This is a genomic window from Roseibium album, assembly GCF_001404515.1.
Taxonomy (GTDB): domain Bacteria; phylum Pseudomonadota; class Alphaproteobacteria; order Rhizobiales; family Stappiaceae; genus Roseibium; species Roseibium album.
On sequence record NZ_CXWE01000002.1, the window covers coordinates 432,490 to 455,600 of the forward strand.

The following is a 23,111-nucleotide window of genomic DNA, read 5'->3' on the forward strand; positions in this document are numbered from 1 at the left end:
TGGCCTTCGGTGGCCTGTTCCGGCTCTCCGGACGGCGTTGCCTTGTTTGAGCGGCCAACCCGGCCGTCCTGCACAAAGCGCCTTGCCGGCAAACCGGAACAGCGCCATCAGATAGGTTCTTGTTTCTTGAGCTTGGTATTAGTAAGGACTGCCTGGAGACCGGTTGCAGTCAACGTCATGACCGCATTGCCCGGTCAGCGCAATCCGACATGCGAGCAGGCAAACGGTCAGACTGATCTGACGACAAGGTGGTCCGCTAGATTTCCGTCCGCATCCGATATCCGGGCGCGAAGATCAGTCGCACATGGGTAATCGGCATTTCGCCCGCCCAGGTTATGCGTTCCATCGCAAACAGGGCCATTCCCGTTGTTGCGTCCAGCTTGCGGCAAAGGGTTTCATCGGCATTCACGGCGAAAAATGACAGGTCTCCGTGCGTGTAGGGCGCATTGTGAACCAGCCACTCGTTGGCGCTGATCTCGTTGAATGCCAAATCGCGCGCATCGGGGGCCGCGTCGAGATTGATATGACGCTCTTCGAACGCATAGGGACGCTCGTCAGAAAAGTGCAGCGTCTTGAGAAACAGAACGTCTTCGCTCAGCGACACCTGAAAAGCGCCATGCAGCATGGGTGGCAAGGCCCGAAGGTTCCGTTCCAGAACCGAATGCCGATAGGACCGGCCAAGCGACTCCACTTCTTCCCGGATGATCGGAATGGTCAACGTCGCCCGCTGGGGCGGATTGATGGCGACCCGCGTTCCTGCGCGGCGCTTCCTGATGACAAGACCGCTCTCAGCCAGGTCCCGCAGGGCGCGGTTTACGGTGGTGCGGGCGCAACCGAATTCCTCTGCCAGATCGGCTTCGTGAGGTATCAGCTCCCCCGGTTGCCAGATCCGGTTGTGTATCCGGCGCAGCAGCACTTCACGGATACCTGTCCAGGAATTCGTGTCCGTCAGCGTCAAGTCATTTCCTTACATTCTGTCTCGCAGCGACGCCATCGTAGCCCGGTATTTCGCGCGGATAGCGTTGCCTTTTACATGTTTTCCGTCTCGAACAACATGCCGCCCGGCAGACCAGACATCGGAAACGAGTCGGTCATCGCCAGCGAAAATGTAGGTATCCAGAATTTCATCACCGTCGCGTCCTTCAAGATCGATCGCGTTCGCGTCAAGGGCAAGGAAATCGGCAAGACAACCCGTGGAGATCATTCCCGACAACCGCCCGGCAGCCTGCGCACCGCCTGCAACGGCTCCGTCGAAAAGAATGCGTCCGGTGGATTTTTCTGGCGTTGCAACCGATGCCCGGCACTTGTCCCGCAAGCGTTGGGAATACTCAAGTGTCCGGAGTTCCTCTGAAAGAGAGATGCGGATATTTGAATCAGATCCAACACCGAACCGGCCATCATTCTGCAAAAAGCGGACACCGTCGAAGATACCATCGCCGAGACTCGACTCTGTTATCGGGCAGAGACCGGCAACAGCTCCCGATTTCGCCAGATCAGTGGTTTCGCGAGGCGTCATCTGCGTGCAATGGATCAGGCACCAGTTTTGAGAAACGTCCTGGTTTTCCAATAGCCATTCAACAGGCCGTTTGCCCCTGACTTCCTGCACCTCTTCCACTTCGGCAACCTGCTCGGCAAGGTGCATGTGAACCGGTCTCTGGCCAGCCAGGGCTACCGCATCCCTGAGGCCTTCTTCGTCGACCGCGCGCAGGGAATGCGGCGCAACCCCGAGAACCGCGTCATCCGGCAGCGATTTGATCGCCGTTTCGGATTTCTCGCGAAGCTTTGCAAATCGGTCGAAATCGTTTCCGAAGCGGATCTGTCCCGCGGCAAGTCCGCGTTTGTCACAGCCGCCATACTGATAAAGCACCGGCAGATGGGTCAATCCGATCCCTGTTTCGGACGCTGCGCAGATGATGCGTTCGGACAGCTCGGCAAGGTTTTCATAAGGTGTGCCGCCAGGTTGGTGATGGAGATAGTGGAACTCGCCGACAGCGGCATAGCCGGCCTCAAGCATTTCCATTTGAACGAAGGCGGAAATCGCCTCGACATCCTCCGGCGTCAGGGTATCAAGGAATCGGAACATGATTTGGCGCCAGGTCCAGAAACTGTCGCGCGCGTTCTGCCCTCGTCGCTCGCTCATGCCGGCCATCGCACGCTGAAACGCATGGCTGTGCAGGTTCACGGGCGCTGGAAGCAGAATACCAACGGTTTGTCCGGAAGGTTCGGCATCTCGCTCGACCGAAATTATTCTTCCTTCGTCTGAAACAGTTACGGCGACATTTTCCGCCCATCCATCGGGCAAAAGTGCCTTCTGCGCAAAAACACCTGCTCCAGGGACTGCCGACATACTGTGCTTCCTTCGTTGACACATTAATATGTGCATGCATATTATCTTATAACGCAATCTAATCAAGCCGGAGATGGTTCTTGTCCCAGCGCCTCCTGATCAACGCCAGCCTGGCAACACTTGCTAACAACGGCACACCTTATGGCTTGATCGAAGAAGGTATCCTGGCGCTGGACGGCGGCAAGATCGCATGGATCGGCAAGGTGGCAGATCTTCCTGCTGCCTATCAGAACTGGGAACGGCAGGATCTCGCCGGACGCCTGGTAACACCCGGCCTGATCGATTGTCACACGCATGTCGTTTTCGGCGGCAATCGCGCACGAGAATTCGAAATGCGGCTCGAAGGCGCCACCTACGAGGAAGTCGCGAGAGCCGGTGGCGGCATTGTCTCGACAGTCAAGGCGACACGTTCAGCCAGCGAAGAAGACTTGCTGGACCAGGCCCTGATCCGGGTCGATGCCCTGATCGCCGAGGGTGTCACCGCGCTTGAAATCAAGTCGGGTTATGGCCTCGACCTGGACACTGAATTGCGCATGTTGCGCGTTGCAAGAAAGATCGGCAGCGTCAGGCCCGTTCACGTCCGGACGAGTTTTCTCGGTGCACATGCCGTTCCAGCGGAATTCAAAAATCGTCCGGATGCCTATATCGATGAAGTCTGCCTGCCGGCACTTGAAGCTGCCAACGCAGAGGGACTGGTCGATGCGGTCGACGGATTTTGCGAGGGAATTGCCTTTTCGCCCAAACAGATTGACCGGGTCTTCGACAAGGCGCGAAGGCTGGGTCTCCCGGTCAAGCTGCACGCCGAACAACTTTCAAACCTGGGCGGGGCCGCGCTCGCCGCTTCGTACGGTGCACTCTCGGCTGATCACCTGGAGTACCTGGACGAGGCCGGAGCAATGGCGCTCGCCGAAAGCGGCAGCGTTGCCGTGCTTCTGCCTGGAGCTTTCTACACGCTGCGCGAAACCCGGCAACCTCCCCTGGACCTCCTGCGGCAGGAAAAGGTGCCAATTGCGCTCGCGACCGATTGCAATCCCGGGTCTTCGCCGCTTGCCTCAATTCTCCTCACCCTGAACATGGGCTGCACGTTGTTCCGCATGACACCGGAAGAAGCCCTGGCAGGCGTGACACGCGAGGCAGCTAGGGCCCTCGGCCTTGACGACCAGGGAACGCTGGAAGTTGGAAAACGCGCGGACCTGAACGTCTGGAATGTCAGTCATCCTGCCGAACTCAGCTACCGCATCGGTTTCAACGCGCTTCATGACCGTATTTTTGGAGGCTCTGAATGAGCACCCTCACGCTGACACCGGGGTCCGTGATCCTTGCCGATCTGGAACGCATCTACCGGGAAGAACTGCCCGTTCGCGTTGACCGGTCTGCCGAAGCTTCAATCAGGCAGGCATCTGAACGCGTGGCGAAGGCGGCTCGGGGCGTTGAGGCCGTCTATGGCGTCAACACCGGGTTCGGAAAGCTTGCCAGCGTCAAGATCGCGGCTGAGGACACGGAGACCCTTCAACGCAATCTGATCCTGTCGCATTGCTGCGGTGTTGGCGAAGCGCTTGACCGCACGACGACCAGGCTGATGATGGTGCTGAAACTTCTCTCGCTTGGGCGCGGGGCCTCCGGGGTGAGGTTAGAAGTCCTGCAGCTGATCGAGGATTGTCTCCAAAATGGCGTGACGCCGGTTATCCCCTCCCAGGGTTCCGTTGGCGCTTCCGGCGACCTCGCCCCTCTCGCCCACATGACGGCGGTCATGATCGGAGAAGGCGAAGCAGTGCTGGACGGTGAGCGGATGCCGGGCGGCAAAGCGCTTGAAAGCGCGGGGCTTTCGCCTGTCGTACTCGGCCCAAAGGAAGGCCTCGGCCTCATCAACGGCACACAATTTTCGACCGCTTGCGCGCTGACGGGTCTTTTCGATGCCTGGCGCCTCGCGGAGGCCACGCTCGTCACTGCAAGTCTTTCCACCGATGCGATCATGGGGTCAACGGCTCCACTGCTTGCCGAAATTCACGAACTGCGTGGCCACCGCGGACAGATAGAAGTCGCAAGAACAATGCGGGACATCATGTCCGGATCGGAAATCAGGGAAAGTCACCGGGAAGGCGACACCCGCGTCCAGGACCCTTACTGCATCCGCTGCCAGCCTCAGGTCGCAGGAGCCTGCGTGGACCTGATGCGCATGGCGGCAATGACGCTTGAAGTCGAAGCCAATGCGGCAACGGACAATCCCCTCGTTCTGATCGATGCCGACAGGATCGTATCAGGCGGCAACTTCCATGCGGAGCCCGTCGCTTTCGCCGCTGATCAACTCGCGCTAGCGGTTGCCGAACTCGGAGCAATTGCACAAAGACGCGTTGCGCTGATGGTCGACCCGACCCTGTCCTTCGACCTGCCGCCGTTCCTTGCAAGGGATCCCGGCCTCAACTCCGGCATGATGATCGCAGAGGTCACCACCGCGGCCCTGATGAGCGAGAACAAGCATCTTGCCAATCCCTGCTCGACAGACTCAACGCCAACCAGCGCCAATCAGGAAGATCACGTCTCCATGGCAGCGCATGGGGCCCGTCGCCTTGGCCGGATGAACGCGAACCTGTCACATATCCTGGGCGTCGAGATCCTGTGTGCGGTCGAGGGCATCGAACACAGGGCACCGCTCAGAACCAGCCCGTTACTTCTGTCGGTCATCGCCAAGCTGCGGGCGGAAATTCCAGCCCTGAGCGAAGACCGCTATCTCGCGCCAGATCTGGAAACGGCCGCAGACCTTGTTCGGTCCCGGGCACTGGTGTCGACGGTCTCGGGCGAGCACATGATAAAGCTGGGAACGCACCATGCAGCCGCTTGACGTCACACTGGGCGACGGCCCGCTCGTTCTCGGTGTGCCCCACTCGGGAACCTACATACCGGTAGATATCCGGGAACGGTTGAATTCACTGGGACAAAAGCGTGCCGATACCGACTGGCATGTTGACCGTCTCTATTCAGATCTCCTGCCCGGTGCCACAATGGTGCGCGCCAATTTCCATAGGTATGTGATCGACGCCAACCGGGACCCTGAGGGCGTCAGCCTCTACCCCGGCCAGAACACCACGACCCTTTGCCCGACAACCGACTTTGACGGCAAGCCGATCTATCACGAAGGCCAGGAACCGAACGCCGACGAGATCGAATCCAGACGCCTTGCCTGGCACGCGCCTTATCACGCAGCCCTTCGTGCCGAACTTGAGCGTGTCCGGGCAAAACACGGTGTCGCCATTCTCTATGACTGTCATTCCATACGTTCGGTCGTACCGTTTCTCTTTGAGGGAACGCTGGCGGATTTCAACACGGGCACGAATAATGGCGTGACCTGTGCGCCGGAATTCGAAACCGCTGTTTTTGATCGCACCAGAAACGCGGACGGGTATTCCGCCGTTCTCAATGGACGGTTCAAAGGCGGCTGGACAACACGTCACTATGGCCGCCCGTCGGAGGGCTTTCACGCCATTCAGATGGAACTGGCTCAAAAGACCCATCTGGCAACCGAAGATCTGCCCTTTGACTACGACGAAGACAAGGCACGCAGGCTTCGTACCCACCTCAAAGACATCCTCGCGGCACTTGAGGCCATAGCACCGGTGCTTGCCGACCAGAATTCAAAGATCGAGGGAGCGCATCATGAATGATCGCCGACACAATGCGCGCGATGTTTATCCGCCGACCGGGACGGAACTGAATGCAAGGTCCTGGCTGACCGAGGCTCCGCTGCGCATGCTGATGAACAATCTTCATCCGGACGTCGCGGAAAACCCGCACGAGCTCGTCGTATATGGCGGCATCGGTCGGGCAGCCCGCACATGGGACGATTTCGACCGTATTGTCGCCAGCCTGAAGCAGCTTGACGAAGACGAAACACTGCTTGTCCAGTCCGGAAAGCCGGTCGGCATTTTCAGAACCCACAAGGACGCCCCGCGCGTATTGATCGCCAATTCCAATCTGGTGCCGAACTGGGCGAACTGGGACCATTTCCACGAGTTGGATAAGATGGGTCTTGCCATGTACGGTCAGATGACGGCCGGATCCTGGATCTATATCGGCACGCAGGGCATCGTTCAGGGCACTTACGAAACATTCATGGAAGCCGGACGGCAGCACTACGACGGCAACCTGAATGGGCGTTGGATTCTGACCGGTGGCCTGGGGGGCATGGGCGGCGCACAGCCGCTTGCTGCGGTCATGGCGGGCGCTTGCTGCCTGGCGGTCGAATGTGATGAAAAGAGTGCCGATTTCCGGCTGCGCACGCAATACGTGGACGAAAAGACCCATTCACTGGATGAAGCGCTGGAACTGATCGACCGCTGGACCAAGGCAGGCGAAGCGAAGTCCGTAGCCCTGATCGGCAATGCTGCGGACGTCTTTCCCGAACTGGTCAGACGCGGCGTGAAACCCGATATCGTCACAGATCAGACGTCGGCGCATGACCCGGTAAACGGATACCTGCCACAGGGTTGGACAGTGGCCGAATGGCGCGCAAAGGCAGAGACAGATCCCAAGGCTGTCGAAAAGGCCGCGCGCGCCTCCATGCGGGTCCATGTCGAGGCAATGGTTGATTTCTGGAATGCCGGAGTACCGACCCTCGACTATGGCAACAACATTCGCCAGGTGGCTCTGGAAGAGGGTTTTGAAAACGCGTTCGCATTCCCTGGCTTTGTCCCAGCCTATATCCGTCCGCTGTTCTGCCGCGGTATCGGTCCCTTCCGCTGGTGCGCTCTTTCCGGCGATCCGGAGGACATCTACAAGACCGACGCCAAGGTGAAGGAATTGATTCCGGACGATCCGCATCTGCACAACTGGCTCGACCTGGCGCGAGAGCGAATTTCTTTCCAGGGTCTGCCGGCGCGCATCTGCTGGGTCGGTCTCGGCCAGCGGCACCGGCTCGGTCTTGCCTTCAACGAGATGGTTCGCAGCGGCGAGTTGAAAGCGCCGATCGTGATCGGACGCGACCATCTGGATTCAGGATCTGTCGCATCTCCCAACCGCGAAACCGAGGCGATGCAGGACGGATCCGATGCTGTTTCGGACTGGCCTTTGTTGAACGCACTGCTCAACACCGCATCCGGTGCGACCTGGGTATCGCTGCATCATGGCGGTGGTGTCGGCATGGGATTTTCGCAACATTCGGGCATGGTCATCTGCTGCGACGGTACCGAAGATGCCGACAGGCGGATCGGCCGCGTGCTTTGGAACGACCCGGCGACTGGTGTGATGCGTCACGCCGACGCCGGCTACGAGATCGCGCTGGACTGCGCGAAAGAACAGGGGCTCAACCTGCCGGGCATTTTGGGCAAGTAACGAACATGGCAGGACGCCCTGAACCGACGAATTTGAACTGAGGGGAATTAGCATGAAAAGACGTGATTTTCTCAAAGCCGGTGCAACCGGAACCGCTGCCGCTGCGGCAGCAACAGCGCTCGCCGCTCCGGCGATTGCCCAGGACGTCCGCCAGTGGCGCATGGTCACTGCCTGGCCGAAAAACCTGCCAGGTCCCGGTGTCGCGGCCCAGATGCTTGCGGACCGCATCACGGCTCTGTCCGGTGGACGCATCGAGGTTAAACTCTTTGCAGCCGGCGAGATTGTTCCAGGCAACGGTGTCTTCGACGCGGTCGGTCAGGGCACAGCGGAGCTTTACCACGCCGTACCGGCCTACTGGGGTTCCAAGTCAAAGGGTATCCTTCTGTTCGGATCCCAGCCTTTTGGTCTGACAGCGCCCGAACAGGCTGGATGGCTGATCCACGGCGGTGGCCAGGCGCTTTACGACGAGATCTATGGCGGGTTCAACCTGAAACCATTCCTCTGCGGCAACTCCGGTCCGCAATGGGCAGGCTGGTTCCGCACCGAAATCAACAGTGTCGACGACCTGAAAGGCTTGAAGTTCCGGTCGACAGGTCTGGCCTCCGAAATGTGTTCCAAGCTCGGCATGGCGGTTCAGGCCATGAGCGGTCCTGCCATGTTCCAGGCGCTTCAATCCGGCGCACTCGATGCAGGTGAATTCATCGGGCCATGGACCGACAGCGCACTCGGCTACTACCAGATTGCCAAGAACTACTACTGGCCTGGCGTCGGCGAACCGTCTTCCGCGGAAGAGTGTGCGGTCAATCTGGAAGCCTACAATGATCTGCCGGACGACCTGAAGGCTGCCGTCTCGCACGCCTGTGCCAGCCTCTACAACGATGTCCTGACCGAATACAACACCAAGCATGCTCAAGCCCTGACCCAATTGGTCAACGAGCATGACGTGATGGTGCGCAAGTTGCCGGACGAGGTCATCGTGGCCATGGGCAACGCGGCTGGTGAAGTCATCACGGATCTTCGTTCCAGCGATGACGAACTGGTCAAGCGTATCACGGAAAGTTTCCTCGCCTACCGTGCGCTGATGCATGAGTACATGCCGTATGCCGACAACGGCCAGATGAACGCACGGCTGCTGGACTACAAGTACGACTAGGTTGCTGTTCCAACGGCTCTTTTCCAAAGTTTCGAGGGACCCCCAAAAGGCCCCTCGAAACACCCTTTGTCGTCCCTGCGAAGGCTGGGATCCAGTAGCCGTGAACTTTGAAAAGAAAGATGAGCCTGGCGGCGTACCGGATCGCCGCTTTGCTCCGTCCGGGATGACAAGACAGGGCGATGGTTTCGAAACCCGGGCCCGAATGGTTATGCCGGCATGACAGAAACAAGCGACTGGAAACCACCCCCTTCCAGGGTCATCCTCCGGCTTGACCACGGGATCCATTCCGCTTCCACTCCGCATTGGAATCGCGGCATGGTGACGGCACCGATTGCAGAGACCTGCTCTGCGATGACGTAGCATTAAGAGATCAGGCAACAACAGGGGCAGGACAAACCGCAATGCTAAAACTCGCGGACGTGCTGGAGCGCGTCAATTCTCTCATAGGCAATACGCTGTGCTGGGCAGCGCTTGCCATGATGCTCCTGCAATTCGTGATCGTGCTCCTGCGATATGTCTTTGGCTACAGCTACATTTTTCTGGATGAGGGTGTCCTTTACTTCCACGCAGCCCTCTTCATGCTCGGCGCAGGTTACACATTCCTCGTCAATGCCCATGTCAGGGTAGATATCTTCTACGCCAAATGCACCGAACGGACCCAGGCATGGATCGACCTGTTCGGTCACCTTTTTCTGCTCACGCCCGCACTCATCGTGCTGATCTGGTTTTCCTGGCCCTATGTGCGCGGCAGTTGGGCGATCCTGGAAGGTCCGATATCCGTCGGCGGCATTCCGGCCTCCTATCTGCTCAAATCCCTCATTCCGGCTTACTGCGTGCTTTTGCTCATCCAGGGCGTTGCGGCCTTCATCCGTGACATTGCGAAGCTGAGAGGTGCCCGTGCATGAGCCTGCCACTCGACCTCATCATGTTCGGAGCGCTGATCGCCTTCATTCTGCTCGGTTATCCGGTGGCTTTCACGATAGCCGGAGTTGCCACGGGATTTGCGCTTCTCGGCTGGATGCTCGGAGACTTCAATATCCAACTCATGGGAGCGATGGGCCAAAGGTTCTTTGGCGTCCTCGTCAATCCCGTTCTGACTGCAATTCCGCTTTTCGTTCTGATGGGAGTCATTCTGGAAAAGAGCCGGATTGCCGAAGAACTGCTGGAGACCATGGGACGCCTTTTCGGGCGGATGAACGGCGGTCTCGGCGTCTCCGTCATACTCGTCGGAGCACTGCTTGCGGCCTCTACCGGCATTGTCGGCGCAACCGTCGTTGCCATGGGGCTTATTGCCCTGCCGACCATGCTGCGGAATGGCTATGATCCGAAACTCGCCTCCGGAATGGTCTGCACCGCCGGAACGCTCGGCCAGATCATCCCGCCATCGACCCTCTTGATTATCCTTGCCGACGTTATGTCGAATGCCTTCCAGCAGGCGCAATACGCACAAGGAAAATTCACGATAGAGACCATATCCGTGGGTCAGACCTTTGCCGCCGCCATGGTCCCCGGCCTGCTGCTGGTTCTCGTCTATTGCGTCTATGTCCTGGCCCGTGCCAGGCTCTTTCCGGGTGATGCCCCGGCCATGAACGAAAATGTCGACCGGCCCTCCGGCAAGGAAATCGCCGCCGCCATTGTTCCACCAATTCTACTGATCATCGCTGTTCTGGGTTCTATTCTCGGCGGCATCGCCTCTCCGAACGAAGCCGCATCCGTCGGTGCAGTCGGCGCAATTCTTCTTGCCGGGCGCCGGCTTGGCGTTTCCACGAAGCTGATTGTACTGGCAACGCTCGCTTTGCTCGTCCTTGCAGTTGTCGCAACACTTATGCCGGTCCGTCTGCAACGATCCGACGTCACACCCGTTGGATATCTGCTTGCGGCAGTCTATGCGGGCCTTGCCATCTTCGCCGTTGGCGTTGTGGTCCGCATCCTGCTGGCAGCATTTGCCGACGGTCTCTTGAAGGCCTCCCTCCTGTCGACCCTCACGGTCACATCAATGATTTTCGCCACCATCCTCATGGCGAGTTTCTTTTCGCTCGTCTTTGTCGGCCTTGGCGGCGAAGACAGGGTGCATGCCATCCTGAACGAAATGCCTGGCGGAGCAACCGGTGCGTTGATCTTTGCAATGCTGTTTGTCTTCGTCCTCGGCTTCTTCCTCGACTTCGTCGAAATCTCGGTAATCCTCCTGCCGGTGCTAATCCCGCCACTCATCCTGATGGGGATTGACCCGATCTGGCTGACTGTCCTGATCGCGATCAATCTCCAGACATCGTTCCTGACGCCACCGTTCGGCTTTTCGCTGTTCTACCTGCGCGGCGCGGCGCCCAAGGAAATCACCACAGGCCAGATCTATCGCGGAGTGGTGCCCTTCATAGGGCTTCAGATCATCGCAGTGGCCATCTTGTGGCTGTTCCCGATCCTCGCAACCTGGTTGCCGCGTTCGCTTTACTGATCCGGTGAGAGCAGACAAAGGTGCTCGCCGGGCGCGATCGCCGACAACCTGCTGTCCGGCATCCGTGAATCGGATGTCCTGGGATCATGTGATTCACGCAGACGATCTTTCAGGGTCAGTATCCGGCCATAGGCCGCATCGATTTTCCGAACCAGAAGCGGATCATTTTCGGCTGCCTCAAGGAGAATCTTTGCAACCTTTTCAGGAATTCTCGGGTCAGGCCGCTTGTCGTTGGCAAAGAGCAGGATGTCGGTTTGTGCTTGAACAGCCCGTAAGACGGCCTCTTCCAGCGAGAAGTTCCATCTGATGGCATCCATCTGGATGTCATCTGAAATGACAACGCCGTCAAACCCAAGATCGTTTCGCAGAACTTCCACCAGCGCTGTCTCTGAAAGAGACATGGGTACATCCTCATTGACACTTTCAATCGACCGGTTGATGACATGGGCTGTCATGATCAGGTCGACATTTGCATCGTCGATCAGTTGCCGAAAGGGTTCCAACTCGTCCGATGACCAGGTAGCCGTTACGTCGACTGCGCCCTTGTGGCTGTCTCGTCGGCTCGAACCATGCCCAGGAAAGTGTTTCAACGCGGTCAGAACACCATGATGCCTGTGGGCAGAAACAAAAGCTGCTCCGTAGTCTGCAACGCGGTCCGGATCTGAGGAATAGGACCGTCCAAGCCGCCCGATAATCGGATTGCGTGGGTTGACATCAACATCGACGACGGGTCCGAGATTGAGCGTGAAACCCCAGTCTGCAAGTGCACTGGCAAGCGCTCCGTAGGTCTTTGCCGCTTCGGGCAGGTTCCCCCGACGCGCCATTCGTTTTGCAGCTGGTGTATGCGGAAAGCCGTGATGCCGCTTCAAACGCTGCACTTTCCCGCCTTCCTGGTCGATCGCAATCAAAGGCGGCAGATGGGTTTGCGCAGCTTCCTTCAGCTCCGCATTCATCCGCCGCACGCTCTGCCTGTTCTTCAAATTCCGCCCAAGATAGAGAACCCCGCCGATCTCGCCGCTTTCCATTTGCGCCCGGACCTGCTTGAAGCCCGCTCGATCGACCGTGTTTCCCAAAAACCCGACCAGAATCATCTGGCCGATCTTTTCCTGCAATGTAGCGGTTTCTTCAGCCCGGACAACGTTCTCAACGGCTTCCGCTCGCGTTTCACCGGGACCGCTAACAATCAACAGAAACGAATAGACAATTGCTGCTAAAAATCGGTGTGGCACCCTCATTTGGCCCTCCGAGCTCTCGACGACACGCCTCAGGCAGTAAATAAGGCACGAACCTGTGATTTCACATGAAAATCACATTGCTTCCATTCAGACCCGCAAAGCGGACGAACCGACCCTGGGACACAGCTTCAAAACAGAGCTGCCGCTTGATGTTTCGAGCGCGCCGAATACCACGCAGGATGCGTGAAAGGCGCAACGATCAGGGATAACTCGATTTTGCGCGAGTAAGGTTAGCTCTGTTGACGCGCCGAGTGACGACAGGCTTTGTTCAACAACGTACAAACCAAGAATGTTGCGATCAAGCTGAGGTAAGAGATGGATCAGGATCTGTTCGAAAAGGGACTGGAACAACGAAAGGCAACGCTCGGAGCCGAGTATGTCGAGAACAACCTGGCCAAGGCGGACGAGTTTACCCGCCCCTTTCAGGAGGCCATGACCGCCTGGTGCTGGGGGTTCGGCTGGGGCGATGACGTGATTGACGCCAAGACCCGCTCCATGATGAATCTCGCCATGATCGGCGCGCTCGGCAAGATGACCGAGTGGGAAATTCACTGTCGCGGCGCAATCAACAACGGCGTCACCAGGGAGGAAATCCGCGCGATCATTCATGTGGTTGGAATCTACTGCGGCGTCCCGCAATCACTTGAGTGCTTCCGGGTCGCAAAGAAGGTGCTGGAGGAACAGGACCCGAACCGGAAGTGATTTTCCATGCCGATCCGGCGCGTGTCCGCTGCAATTCCGGACCCGGGCCGGAAACGGCATCTTCAGGTGTTCAGATGTGACCCCGGTTCACGGCCGGGGAAGCATATTGGAGAGCGCGTTACGACAGCACGAAATACCAGAAACCGGCCAATTCACTGCACCTGTCCGGATTGCTGCGTTTTTTTCGCACCAAAACATCAACAGTGAATTGGTTTTTTGTGCATTTTACGTTATTTTTTCCCAACAATCGGGAGGAAACGCAGAAATGGACAGTTTCTGGAGCGTGCTGGGCGGGGCCTTTGCCCTTGTTTTCGCACTCGATCCGGATCTTTTGGAAATCATCGGCCTTTCCATGCGGGTCACGCTTACGGCTGTCCTGTTTGCCTGCCTGATCGGACTGCCCCTTGGCGCGGCAGTCGGCGCCTTCCGATTTCCGGGGCGCACTTTGCTGGCGGTGATCCTGAATGCCCTCATGGGCTTGCCCCCCGTTGTGGTTGGCCTGGTCGTCTATCTTCTTCTTTCCGCGTCCGGACCGCTTGGCCCGCTCCGCCTGCTCTACACTCCAGGCGCAATGATAATTGCCCAGATGATTATCGTGATGCCGATCGTCGCCGCCCTCACCCGTCAGGTTGTCGAGGACATTGATCGTGAATATGCAGAACAGTTCGCTTCGCTCGGTGTAGGCGCCCTGGACCGACTGCTGTCGCTCCTGTGGGACGCCCGCTACAGCCTTTTGACAGTGACCCTGGCCGGCTTCGGCCGTGCTGTCGCCGAAGTCGGTGCCGTCCTTATCGTCGGCGGCAACATCAATCATGTCACCCGCGTGATGACCACGACAATCGCGCTGGAAACCTCCAAGGGGAACCTGCAGCTTGCACTCGCACTTGGTGTCATTCTCCTGTTGATCGCATTTTCCGTGAATGCATGTGTCATGGCCCTGAGGGCCTCTGCCGTGAGAGCTGCCTATGCGTGACGCCATATTCGACATGCCCGCCGCTCCATCCGGCTATCGTCCGATTGCCAGGGATGAAATGCTCCTTGAAGCCAGCAACCTCGTCTTTGAAGCAGGTGGTCAACGGCTTTTGTGCGGCATCGATGTCTCGATCCGTAAAGGCGCACGCACACTCGTCATGGGCCCCAATGGCGCTGGAAAAAGCTTGCTCCTGCGGCTGCTCCACGGGCTGCTCAAACCAGCGCAAGGCGATGTTCTCTGGCAGGGCTCACCCCTGACGAAACAGGCAATGCGCGCGCAGGCGATGGTGTTCCAGCGCCCGGTTCTGCTGCGCCGCTCCGTCCTCGCAAATCTGAAGTTCGCCCTCTCCGTACGCGGTCTGCGCGGCGCCGAACGCGCCGAAAAAATCGACATGGCGCTTACCGCTGCCGGACTGTCTCATCTCGCCAAACAACCGGCGCGCGTTCTGTCCGGCGGAGAGCAGCAACGTCTTGCGGTTGTCCGGGCGCTCGCCTGTGAACCGGACCTGCTGTTTCTGGACGAACCCACGGCAAATCTCGACCCGGCATCCACGGCAGCTATCGAAACCCTCGTTCTGGAGGCAAATGCACGTGGCGTCACGATCGTGCTCGTCACCCATGATTCGGGACAGGCAAAACGACTGGGACAAGACGTCATCTTTCTCCAGGACGGCTGCGTCGCCGAAGCCGGCCCGGCCAGCCAGGTCCTCGGCGCGCCGCGGAGCGAACCTGCCCGTGCCTGGCAAGACGGGCGGCTTTATCTCGGAGCCAACACCAGATCCATCAACGACCGTTCCAGGAGGACCTTTTGAACAGACGCTTTTTCGCGGCAATCCTAGCAGCCGCCCTGATTGGGAGCGCAACCGTCCAGTCTGCGAGTGGGGAAGACAGGTTCATTGTCGTCCAGTCAACAACCTCAACCCAGAATTCCGGTCTGTTCGACGAAATCCTGCCGGAATTCCAGGAAAAGAGCGGAATTGAAGTCCGGGTCGTCGCCGTGGGAACCGGTCAGGCAATCAGGAATGCAGCCAACGGGGATGGTGATGTTCTCCTGGTGCACTCCAAACCGTCGGAAGAAAAATTCGTTGCCGACGGCCTGGGCGTGTCCCGTGCAGATGTGATGTACAACGATTTCGTTATAGTCGGCCCCGATGCGGACCCGGCCGGCATTGCTGGTGGACGGGACGTTATCGCAGCGCTGAAGGCAATTGCGAAAGGCGCGGCACCGTTTGCATCACGAGGTGACGACAGCGGCACGCACAAGGCGGAACTTCGCCTCTGGAAAGCAGCAGACATCGACGCGGGAGCGGAGTCCGGCAGCTGGTACCGCGAGACCGGTTCCGGAATGGGGGCTACACTGAACACCGGAATTGGCATGGATGCCTACATCATGACCGACCGCGCCACCTGGATCGCATTCGGCAACAAGGGCAGCCACCAAATTCTGGTCGAAGGTGACCCCAGGATGTTCAATCAGTACGGCGTGATCCTCGTCAGCCCCAAAATCCATCCGCATGTGAAGGCGGAAATGGCACAGACCTTCATCGACTGGCTCTTGTCCAGGGAAGGCCAACAGGCGATCGCCGGCTACAAGGTCGACGGCCAGCAGCTGTTCTTTCCAAATGCGAATGACGGTTCGAGCTGAGTTGCAGAAAGCAGGGACGGTGTGCCGGGGCAACAACAGTCTTTTTCGCTGATCGCCTGAAGCAGAAAAACCGGGCCGGGTCACGACAGATCCATTCGGCGATCCGGCTCCGGGATGACGTTGCACATGGTTTGGCCTGTGCGCGGCCAGGTTCGCACACGAGACTGTTATCGAGCTGTGATTGTTTGGAAACAAGAAGATACTGCATGGTGCTTTCCCAACATATTGGAGCGAAACATGCTGCACCGGCTCATTCCAGCGTTGCTGGCACTTGTTCTGGCAACTCCGTCAATGGCCGTTGTTCTTGGCGGTGAGATTGTCGACCAGCGTGGCAACGGTAGATTTGTCCTGCTGGACACGAACGTGCCCTTCGATGTCGGCGCCGACAATTTCAATACCGACAATCTTTATGCCTTCGACGAGGACCAGAACATTCTCCTCACGGAACCGATCCGCGTCGACTTCGGTGGTGACAATGGCGTCATCGCGCAAGGCGAGACTGTTGCAAGTCACTATGTCTTCTTCGACAGCCTGGCCGGTGTTCACTACGGATACGTCGATTTCGACGCGCCGGTATTGGGGATTGCAGCCTTTCAGGACACGATGGCAGCGACCGATTTTCTCGCAAACAACAGCGTGAACTACATAAGCACGGAACTGCGGGGACTTGAGCCGGGAGACAGGGTATGGGTCGATGGGCAGGACCCGCATCGACTTTGGGTATTCTGGGCCGGCTCTTCACCTGGAGACTACATCCGGGTGTTCACCGAGAAATCCCTGGGCGCGATGATGTAGGCGCGGGTGCTGCTGAAGTGCGCAATGCAACTTTTCGACAGGATTTCAAATCTGATATCACTCACCTCATGGCGGCTATTTCGGGGCCCCGTTTTGCCGTCTTACTCCCCAAGTCTCACCGACGAACTGGTTGCCTGTTCAGCACTGGAAAAGCCTGACCGTTCCAGGATCTGGTGGGCTCCTATCGCGATCACCACGATAGCGGCAAAAGCCGCGAACATCGCCTTCATTGTGTTTCTCCATTGGTTTCTTGTCCGGCCGTTGCCGCTTTCAGGTAGTCGACCAGGTCAATCCGGTCTTGCGGACGGGCGATGATCTGCATCGGCATTTTCGAACCGGGAATGAAATGATCCGGTCCGTCAAGAAACAGCTGATCAATGGTCTCTTCATTCCAGACAATATCAGATCCGGTGAGTGTTTCCGAGTAGGGATAGTCCGGCAGGGTTCCTGCCCGGCGGCCAAACACGGCGTGAAGCGTTGGACCGGCCTTGCGGCCTCCATCCGGGCTCAGTGCATGGCAGATGGAGCATTTGCGTGCAAACTGACGCTCACCATTGGTCATGTCTTCGGGTTTGCGCAGGAACTGGGGGGTCTCCTGCGCCATCGGATCGAACGCTCCCAAATCTTCGACCGGCCAGGAATAAACGATGTCCTCGATACCGCCGGCATGCAGCAATTCACCATCCTTCGAGAAGGCAAGCGCCCAGATCGGTCCCTTCAATGCCGCCTTGAAATCGGATTCGATGGACCAGGACTTCGTGTCGAATACGGTGATGTATCCATGTCCGTCACCTGTCGCCATCCTGCTACCGTCCGGACTGAGCGCCATTGCGAGGATCGGACGGCGCTCCAGAGTGAAGTCATGCAGCCGTTCACCGGTTTCAATGTCAACGATGCGGGTCACGCCGTCCTGCGAGCCGTAGGCCACCCATGTCTCGTTGCTGTTGCCACCACCAAGCACCATCACGTTGATGCCGAAGCCGTTGCGTTCAATGACACGCACTTCACTCTTTTTGGCAAAATCCCAAAGCTTGATCGACCCGTCGACGGAAGCGGAGTAAAGCCAGGCGCCGTCGGCTGAAAAGGCGACCTTGTTTACACCCGCGTTGTGCCCGCTCAGGAATGTCGGCTCGCCTCCTTCCACCGGCCAAAGCCCGATCCGCGAATCCCAGCTTGCACTGGCGATCGTCTTGCCATCAGGCGATATCGCCAGTCCCGTGACCTTGGCCGTATGGCCTTCCAGTCGTCTCCGCGAACCGTCGTCGAGACTCCACAGGATCAGATCATTGTCGTCGCCGGCAGAAACGATATGTTTCTCGTCGACGAACCTGACGACCTTGACGGCTGCTGCATGGCCGTCGAACCAGCGCGGTTTCCGTCCTGCCCAGACCCCGACGGCATTGTCGAAGCTTGCTGTTGCAACGATGCCGTTTGTCGGCGACACGGAAATATCCATCACCGGACCGCCATGCCCTTTCAGGGTCTGGAACTCCGCTGCAGTTGCTGACGGTGCCAGGCTGAAGAAGGCAAGGCATGACAGATAGAGCGAGAAGCTCCACGCTCCTGTGGCAATTTTTCGGAAGCAGAAGGCCTTCATTGACTACCTGCCTTATTCAGCAGGAACCGTATTTTTGTCCGGCGCTTTCGAACTTCGCTGCGCCTCTTCGACTTCCTTGACCCACAGGCCATGGTGTTCACGAGCCCATTGAAGCTCGACTTCACCGGACCCCATGGCGTCGTAAGCCCCCTCCATGCCGACCGACCCGATATAGATATGGGCCAGGATCATAGCAATCATGAGGAACGCAACGATCGAATGCCAAAGCTGCGCATATTGCATTTCCTCGTGCGGGGCGAGTTCGGTCGGCAGGGGTCCAAGTCCGACCAGTTGCGGCAGACCCAGAGCATTCAGCTTCTCGAACGTGACAGCGAACATCGGGAATTCGAACGGAAACAGCAGCGAGATGCCGGAAGCGGAGATCGACACACCGAGCACGATCACTCCCCAGAACACCAGCTTCTGTCCGAAATTGAATTTCCGTGCGGGCGGATGCACGCCTTTTTTCAAGAGCCCGCCGCCTACGGCAATCCATTTAAGATCCGTCTTGTTCGGAATGTTGTGCGCCACCCACATGACAAAGACCATGACGAGGCCCAGCATAAAGGCCCAGGACACATTGTTGTGGACCCATTTGGAGGCGAACGCGACCGGACCGAACGCATCCTTGCCGATCAGCGGAATGATCGCGAATCGTCCAAACAGTGTGATCAGACCCGTGATGGCAAGCAGAATGAAGCTGCCGGCAAGCAACCAGTGCCCGAACCTTTCGATAGCCTTGAACCGCGTGATCGTATGGCCGGTTTTCTCCCCGTCGATCCGGATTCGGCCACGCAGGAGGAAAAACAGCACCAGGAAGACAAGCGTTCCCGCAAGGAGATAGGCGCCATAGGTCGCCAGCGGCCCCTTGCGCCAGGCAAGCCAGCGCATACCGCCGTCCTGCATCAGCACGGTTGCCTCCTTGCCACCGGAAGAAACAGTAATATCGGCCGATCCGTAACGCAGTGCCCGCCAGAGCTCCGGATCGGACGCGCCGCCCAGAGTGCCGAGTTGCGAGGAGATTCCAGCCGCGGAGTTCGGATCGCCGGTCTCATTGCGCCGGAACCCGGTATCGACCTTTTCGCCGCGTTGACGCTTCATGATGTCTTCGAGCGTCTGCGCTCCTCCGGTCGCGGAGCGGTCTACCGGTTGCTGACCTTGCGTCTGATCCTGAGCAATTCCCTGAACCAGAAACGCAAACAGCAGAACCACAGCCAGAGCCAAACGTTTCATGAAAGGACCCTCGAACAAATGCCGTTAAGGACAAACGGGGCGGCTGGATACCAATCGGATTGGTAAGCGCCGCCCCAGCTCTTTGTCATTTTGAATTACAACGGATCTGGCGATGCCGGGTTCACCCCGGCATCGCAGAATGATCCGTTGGTCAGCCGCCTCTCTGGCCGTAGGCAGAGCCCCAGCCCCAGGCGCCGGAGCCGAACCCGCGGGCGACGACGCGCTCGCGGTAAATGGCTGAAACGACATCGCCGTCACCTGCCAAAAGGGCCTTGGTGGAGCACATTTCAGCGCAAAGCGGCAACTTGCCTTCCGCAATACGGTTTGCACCGTATTTGGCACGCTCGGCGGTCGAATTGTTTTCTTCCGGACCACCTGCACAGAAGGTGCATTTATCCATCTTGCCACGCGATCCGAAATTGCCCGCTTGCGGGAATTGCGGTGCGCCGAACGGACAGGCGTAAAAGCAGTAGCCGCAGCCAATGCACAGGTCCTTCGAGTGAAGAACCACGCCTTCTTCGGTCTGGTAGAAACAATCGACCGGGCACACCGCCATACACGGTGCATCCGAACAATGCATGCAGGCCACGGAAATCGACCGTTCGCCAGGCCGGCCATCATTGATGGTTACGACACGGCGGCGGTTGATCCCCCACGGCACCTCATTTTCGTTCTTACACGCCGTAACGCAGGCATTGCACTCAATGCAGCGTTCGGCGTCACAAAGGAACTTTGATCTTGCCATTGCGTATCCTCCTTACGCTGCCGAGATCTTGCAGAGAGTCGCTTTGGTCTCCTGCATCTGCGTCACCGAATCGTAGCCATAGGTTTGAGCGGTATTGGAGCTCTCACCAAGGACATACGGATCGGCCCCTTTCGGGTACTTCGACCGCTGGTCTTCGCCCTGGAAATGACCGCCGAAGTGGAACGGCATGAAGGCTACGCCTTCGCCGACCCGCTCGGTCACCATTGCCATGACCTTGACCTTGCCGCCTTCAGGACCTTCAACCCAGACCTGCGCACCATCGCGCACACCAAGATTGTTGGCGTCCCTCGGATTAATCTCGACGAACATGTCCTGCTGAAGTTCGGCGAGCCACGGATTGGACCGGGACTCGTCACCGCCACCCTCGTATTCCACAAGACGTCCCGAGGTCAGGATTATCGGGTAATCCTTCGAGAAGTCCTGTTTTTGGATCGAGGCATAGAGCGTCGGCAAACGATAGAACTTCCGATCCTCATAGGTCGGATAGTCTGCCACCAGATCCCGGCGGTTGGTATAGAGCGGCTCGCGGTGCAGCGGAACCGGATCCGGGAACGTCCACACGACGGCGCGTGCCTTGGCGTTGCCGAACGGTGCACAGCCATGCTTGATGGCCACCCTCTGGATACCGCCGGAAAGGTCGGTCTTCCAGTTGGTTTTCGGCCCGGCAACCGCCTCAATGGCAGCCCGCTCCTCATCGGTCAGGTCGCCGTCCCAGCCAAGATCCATCAGCATCTGCATGGTGAACTCGGGGTAGCCGTCCTGAATTTCCGCGCCTGGGTTCGAAACACCGTCAGCGAGGAGATTGTCGCCATCACGTTCCACACCGAAACGGGCGCGGAAGCACAAACCGCCTTCTGCGACAGGCTTGGACATGTCGTAGAGGTTCGGAGTACCCGGATGTTTCATTTCCGGGGTTCCCCAGCACGGCCACGGCATGCCGTAATATTCGCCATCATTCGGGCCGCCGACCGCCTGAAGCGTCGTCCGGTCAAATGTGTGCTGGTTCGCCATGTGCGACTTGATCCGCTCCGGCGACTGGCCGGTATAGCCGATTGTCCACAGACCGCGATTGAGTTCGCGGGTGATGTCTTCGACATTCGGCGTTTCCGGATCTTCCATTTCGATATTGCGGAAGAGCCTGTCACCCCAGCCGAACTTGTTCGCAAACTTGGCCATGATGACTTCATCGGGCAGGCTTTCGAACAGCGGTTCAACCACCTTGTCACGCCATTGCAGAGACCGGTTCGAAGCGGTCACTGAACCGCGTGTTTCGAACTGCGTACAGGCCGGCAGCAGATAGACACCGTCGGTACGATCATGAAGAACGGCGGAGACCGTCGGATACGGGTCGATCACGACCAGAGTATCCAGCTTTTCCATGGCCGTTTTCATTTCCGTCATGCGGGTCTGCGAATTCGGTGCATGGCCCCACAGGACCATTGCCCGAACCGCGTTCGGCTGATCGGTATTATCGGGATCTTCCAGAACACCGTCGATCCAGCGACTGACCGGAATACCAGTCAGGTTCTGAAGGCTTTTTTCCTTGCCGTCGGAACCTTTGACGGTGGCAAACTGACCCTTCAGCCAATCGGAGTCTTCTTCCCAGACACGCGCCCAATGGCCCCAGGCACCTGCACTCAGGCCGTAGTAGCCAGGCAATGTGTGGCTGAGCACGCCCAGATCCGTCGCACCCTGCACGTTGTCGTGGCCGCGGAAAATGTTGGTGCCGCCGCCTGACGTACCCATGTTGCCGAGGGCAAGCTGGAGAACGCAGTATGCGCGAGTGTTGTTGTTACCGTTCGTGTGCTGGGTTCCACCCATGCACCAGATAACCGTGCCCGGACGATTGTTCGCCAGTGTCCGCGCAACGCGCTTCATCTGGCTTCCCGGAGTACCGGTAACCCGTTCGACTTCTTCCGGGTTCCACTTGGCAACTTCTTCACGGATCTGGTCCATGCCCCACACGCGGGTGCGGATGAACTCCTTGTCCTCCCAGCCGTTGTCGAAGATGTGCCAGAGGATGCCCCAGACCAGGGCAACGTCCGTACCGGGACGGAAACGCACATATTCATCTGCATGTGCGGCCGTGCGGGTAAAGCGCGGATCGCAAACGATCACCGGAGCATTGTTCTGCTCCTTGGCACGCAGCAAATGCAGCAGTGAGACCGGATGAGCCTCTGCCGGATTGCCGCCGATGATGAAGATGGCCTTTGAATTGTGGATGTCGTTGTAGCTGTTGGTCATGGCGCCGTAGCCCCATGTGTTGGCTACGCCGGCAACCGTTGTCGAGTGACAGATACGCGCCTGGTGGTCGACGTTGTTCGTCCCCCAATAGGCCGCGAATTTGCGGAACAGGTAAGCCTGTTCGTTGTTGTGCTTGGCTGATCCGAGCCAGTAAACACTGTCAGGTCCGCTTTCCTCGCGGATCTGCATCATCTGGTCACCGATCTCGTTGATCGCCTCGTCCCAGCTGATTCTGGTCCACTCGCCACCGACCTTTTTCATCGGATACTTCAGCCGGCGCTCACCGTGCGCGTGCTCGCGCACCGCAGCGCCCTTGGCGCAATGGGCACCAAGATTGAATGGGCTGTCCCATCCCGGCTCCTGGCCGGTCCAGACACCATTCTTGACTTCGGCAATCACGGTACAGCCAACCGAACAGTGGGTGCAGACCGACTTTACGAGATTGACGGCATCGTCAGATGACTGAGCCTGGGCCTTGGTAACGGAACCACCCGTTGCGGTGATGGCAGCCAGGCCACCCGCGGCGACACCGGATCCCTTGAGGAATGTCCGGCGGTCTACCGATTTATGTGCAGTGTCTCTGAGGATACTTGCACCCTGGGGGCGTCGCGCGACCCCATTTGTCTTTTTCCTAAGCATATTGCC

At 58.3% G+C, this 23,111-nt stretch carries 20 protein-coding genes; 12 read left to right on the forward strand and 8 right to left on the reverse strand.

The window, feature by feature from the left end; genetic code table 11:
* Positions 1-256: 256 nt before the first annotated feature.
* Together hutC and LA5095_RS07230 are read right to left on the reverse strand one after the other, a co-directional pair.
* Positions 257-958, reverse strand: coding sequence for a histidine utilization transcriptional repressor HutC (hutC, locus tag LA5095_RS07225; RefSeq protein ID WP_055113468.1), 702 nt, complete (start codon positions 956-958; stop codon positions 257-259).
* A gap of 9 nt (positions 959-967) precedes the next feature.
* Positions 968-2,347, reverse strand: a complete 1,380-nt coding sequence (locus LA5095_RS07230) for a formimidoylglutamate deiminase (RefSeq protein WP_055113471.1) — start codon at positions 2,345-2,347, stop codon at positions 968-970.
* Between the two features lie 80 nt (positions 2,348-2,427).
* Here LA5095_RS07230 and hutI point away from each other — a divergent pair, with 80 nt between their 5' ends.
* The 7 genes from hutI to LA5095_RS07265 all read left to right on the forward strand — a co-directional run bounded on the left by hutI (position 2,428) and on the right by LA5095_RS07265 (position 11,277).
* Positions 2,428-3,633 (forward strand): imidazolonepropionase, encoded by a 1,206-nt coding sequence (hutI, locus tag LA5095_RS07235; protein ID WP_055113473.1) that lies wholly within the window; start codon positions 2,428-2,430, stop codon positions 3,631-3,633.
* Positions 3,630-5,186, forward strand: coding sequence for a histidine ammonia-lyase (hutH, locus tag LA5095_RS07240; protein WP_055113474.1), 1,557 nt, complete (start codon positions 3,630-3,632; stop codon positions 5,184-5,186). Before hutI ends, hutH begins: the two co-directional genes overlap by 4 nt.
* Positions 5,173-6,006, forward strand: coding sequence for an N-formylglutamate deformylase (gene hutG, locus LA5095_RS07245; protein ID WP_055113477.1), 834 nt, complete (start codon positions 5,173-5,175; stop codon positions 6,004-6,006). The genes hutH and hutG overlap by 14 nt, the downstream gene beginning before the upstream one ends.
* Entirely contained in the window at positions 5,999-7,672 is a 1,674-nt protein-coding gene (hutU, locus tag LA5095_RS07250; protein ID WP_055113479.1) for a urocanate hydratase, read from the forward strand. Before hutG ends, hutU begins: the two co-directional genes overlap by 8 nt.
* A 52-nt stretch (positions 7,673-7,724) precedes the next feature.
* A complete protein-coding gene (locus tag LA5095_RS07255; RefSeq protein ID WP_055113482.1) occupies positions 7,725-8,825 on the forward strand; it encodes a TRAP transporter substrate-binding protein in 1,101 nt (366 codons plus the stop codon).
* A gap of 401 nt (positions 8,826-9,226) precedes the next feature.
* Positions 9,227-9,730: a TRAP transporter small permease subunit gene (locus LA5095_RS07260; RefSeq protein WP_055113484.1), complete on the forward strand. Its 504-nt coding sequence runs from the start codon at positions 9,227-9,229 to the stop codon at positions 9,728-9,730.
* A complete protein-coding gene (locus LA5095_RS07265) occupies positions 9,727-11,277 on the forward strand; it encodes a TRAP transporter large permease (protein ID WP_055113486.1) in 1,551 nt (516 codons plus the stop codon). Before LA5095_RS07260 ends, LA5095_RS07265 begins: the two co-directional genes overlap by 4 nt.
* Here the strand turns inward: LA5095_RS07265 and LA5095_RS07270 are convergent.
* Positions 11,271-12,512 (reverse strand): glycoside hydrolase family 3 protein, encoded by a 1,242-nt coding sequence (locus LA5095_RS07270; RefSeq protein ID WP_055113489.1) that lies wholly within the window; start codon positions 12,510-12,512, stop codon positions 11,271-11,273. The two genes, LA5095_RS07265 and LA5095_RS07270, sit on opposite strands and share 7 nt — an antisense overlap.
* A 315-nt stretch (positions 12,513-12,827) precedes the next feature.
* On the opposite strand from LA5095_RS07270, the gene LA5095_RS07275 reads away from it, so the two are divergent.
* From LA5095_RS07275 to LA5095_RS07295, 5 genes are all read left to right on the forward strand, one after another.
* Positions 12,828-13,214 (forward strand): carboxymuconolactone decarboxylase family protein, encoded by a 387-nt coding sequence (locus tag LA5095_RS07275; protein WP_055113491.1) that lies wholly within the window; start codon positions 12,828-12,830, stop codon positions 13,212-13,214.
* 265 nt (positions 13,215-13,479) lie between these two features.
* Positions 13,480-14,187, forward strand: coding sequence for an ABC transporter permease (locus LA5095_RS07280; protein ID WP_055113493.1), 708 nt, complete (start codon positions 13,480-13,482; stop codon positions 14,185-14,187).
* Complete coding sequence (locus LA5095_RS07285) at positions 14,180-14,998, forward strand: ATP-binding cassette domain-containing protein (protein ID WP_055113495.1); 819 nt, start codon at positions 14,180-14,182, stop codon at positions 14,996-14,998. The genes LA5095_RS07280 and LA5095_RS07285 overlap by 8 nt, the downstream gene beginning before the upstream one ends.
* A complete protein-coding gene (locus LA5095_RS07290; RefSeq protein WP_055113497.1) occupies positions 14,995-15,831 on the forward strand; it encodes an ABC transporter substrate-binding protein in 837 nt (278 codons plus the stop codon). The genes LA5095_RS07285 and LA5095_RS07290 overlap by 4 nt, the downstream gene beginning before the upstream one ends.
* Positions 15,832-16,068: 237 nt before the next feature.
* A complete protein-coding gene (locus LA5095_RS07295; RefSeq protein WP_055113499.1) occupies positions 16,069-16,626 on the forward strand; it encodes a hypothetical protein in 558 nt (185 codons plus the stop codon).
* 101 nt (positions 16,627-16,727) lie between these two features.
* Here LA5095_RS07295 and LA5095_RS33390 read toward each other — a convergent pair whose 3' ends face one another.
* The 5 genes from LA5095_RS33390 to LA5095_RS07315 all read right to left on the reverse strand — a co-directional run bounded on the left by LA5095_RS33390 (position 16,728) and on the right by LA5095_RS07315 (position 23,105).
* A complete protein-coding gene (locus tag LA5095_RS33390) occupies positions 16,728-16,856 on the reverse strand; it encodes a hypothetical protein (RefSeq protein ID WP_268873263.1) in 129 nt (42 codons plus the stop codon).
* Entirely contained in the window at positions 16,853-18,223 is a 1,371-nt protein-coding gene (locus tag LA5095_RS07300; RefSeq protein ID WP_082442645.1) for a c-type cytochrome, read from the reverse strand. Before LA5095_RS07300 ends, LA5095_RS33390 begins: the two co-directional genes overlap by 4 nt.
* A gap of 12 nt (positions 18,224-18,235) precedes the next feature.
* Entirely contained in the window at positions 18,236-19,456 is a 1,221-nt protein-coding gene (locus LA5095_RS07305) for a formate dehydrogenase subunit gamma (RefSeq protein ID WP_055113501.1), read from the reverse strand.
* A 151-nt stretch (positions 19,457-19,607) separates the two neighbouring features.
* Positions 19,608-20,201: a formate dehydrogenase FDH3 subunit beta gene (gene fdh3B, locus LA5095_RS07310; RefSeq protein ID WP_029064789.1), complete on the reverse strand. Its 594-nt coding sequence runs from the start codon at positions 20,199-20,201 to the stop codon at positions 19,608-19,610.
* Between the two features lie 12 nt (positions 20,202-20,213).
* Complete coding sequence (locus LA5095_RS07315) at positions 20,214-23,105, reverse strand: molybdopterin-dependent oxidoreductase (RefSeq protein WP_055113503.1); 2,892 nt, start codon at positions 23,103-23,105, stop codon at positions 20,214-20,216.
* Between the last annotated feature and the right edge of the window lie 6 nt (positions 23,106-23,111).

Bases quoted from the DNA above. Each gene is read 5' to 3' on its own strand.
- LA5095_RS07265 (WP_055113486.1), top strand. From the start codon at position 9,727: ATGAGCCTGCCACTCGACCTCATCATGTTCGGAGCGCTGATCGCCTTC.
- LA5095_RS07300 (WP_082442645.1), bottom strand. From the start codon at position 18,223: ATGAAGGCCTTCTGCTTCCGAAAAATTGCCACAGGAGCGTGGAGCTTC.
- hutG (WP_055113477.1), top strand. From the start codon at position 5,173: ATGCAGCCGCTTGACGTCACACTGGGCGACGGCCCGCTCGTTCTCGGT.
- hutU (WP_055113479.1), top strand. From the start codon at position 5,999: ATGAATGATCGCCGACACAATGCGCGCGATGTTTATCCGCCGACCGGG.
- LA5095_RS07255 (WP_055113482.1), top strand. From the start codon at position 7,725: ATGAAAAGACGTGATTTTCTCAAAGCCGGTGCAACCGGAACCGCTGCC.
- LA5095_RS07260 (WP_055113484.1), top strand. From the start codon at position 9,227: ATGCTAAAACTCGCGGACGTGCTGGAGCGCGTCAATTCTCTCATAGGC.
- LA5095_RS07230 (WP_055113471.1), bottom strand. From the start codon at position 2,347: ATGTCGGCAGTCCCTGGAGCAGGTGTTTTTGCGCAGAAGGCACTTTTG.
- LA5095_RS07305 (WP_055113501.1), bottom strand. From the start codon at position 19,456: ATGAAACGTTTGGCTCTGGCTGTGGTTCTGCTGTTTGCGTTTCTGGTT.
- LA5095_RS07315 (WP_055113503.1), bottom strand. From the start codon at position 23,105: ATGCTTAGGAAAAAGACAAATGGGGTCGCGCGACGCCCCCAGGGTGCA.
- LA5095_RS07270 (WP_055113489.1), bottom strand. From the start codon at position 12,512: ATGAGGGTGCCACACCGATTTTTAGCAGCAATTGTCTATTCGTTTCTG.
- LA5095_RS07285 (WP_055113495.1), top strand. From the start codon at position 14,180: ATGCGTGACGCCATATTCGACATGCCCGCCGCTCCATCCGGCTATCGT.
- LA5095_RS07295 (WP_055113499.1), top strand. From the start codon at position 16,069: ATGCTGCACCGGCTCATTCCAGCGTTGCTGGCACTTGTTCTGGCAACT.
- LA5095_RS33390 (WP_268873263.1), bottom strand. From the start codon at position 16,856: ATGAAGGCGATGTTCGCGGCTTTTGCCGCTATCGTGGTGATCGCGATA.
- LA5095_RS07275 (WP_055113491.1), top strand. From the start codon at position 12,828: ATGGATCAGGATCTGTTCGAAAAGGGACTGGAACAACGAAAGGCAACG.
- LA5095_RS07280 (WP_055113493.1), top strand. From the start codon at position 13,480: ATGGACAGTTTCTGGAGCGTGCTGGGCGGGGCCTTTGCCCTTGTTTTC.
- hutH (WP_055113474.1), top strand. From the start codon at position 3,630: ATGAGCACCCTCACGCTGACACCGGGGTCCGTGATCCTTGCCGATCTG.
- fdh3B (WP_029064789.1), bottom strand. From the start codon at position 20,201: ATGGCAAGATCAAAGTTCCTTTGTGACGCCGAACGCTGCATTGAGTGC.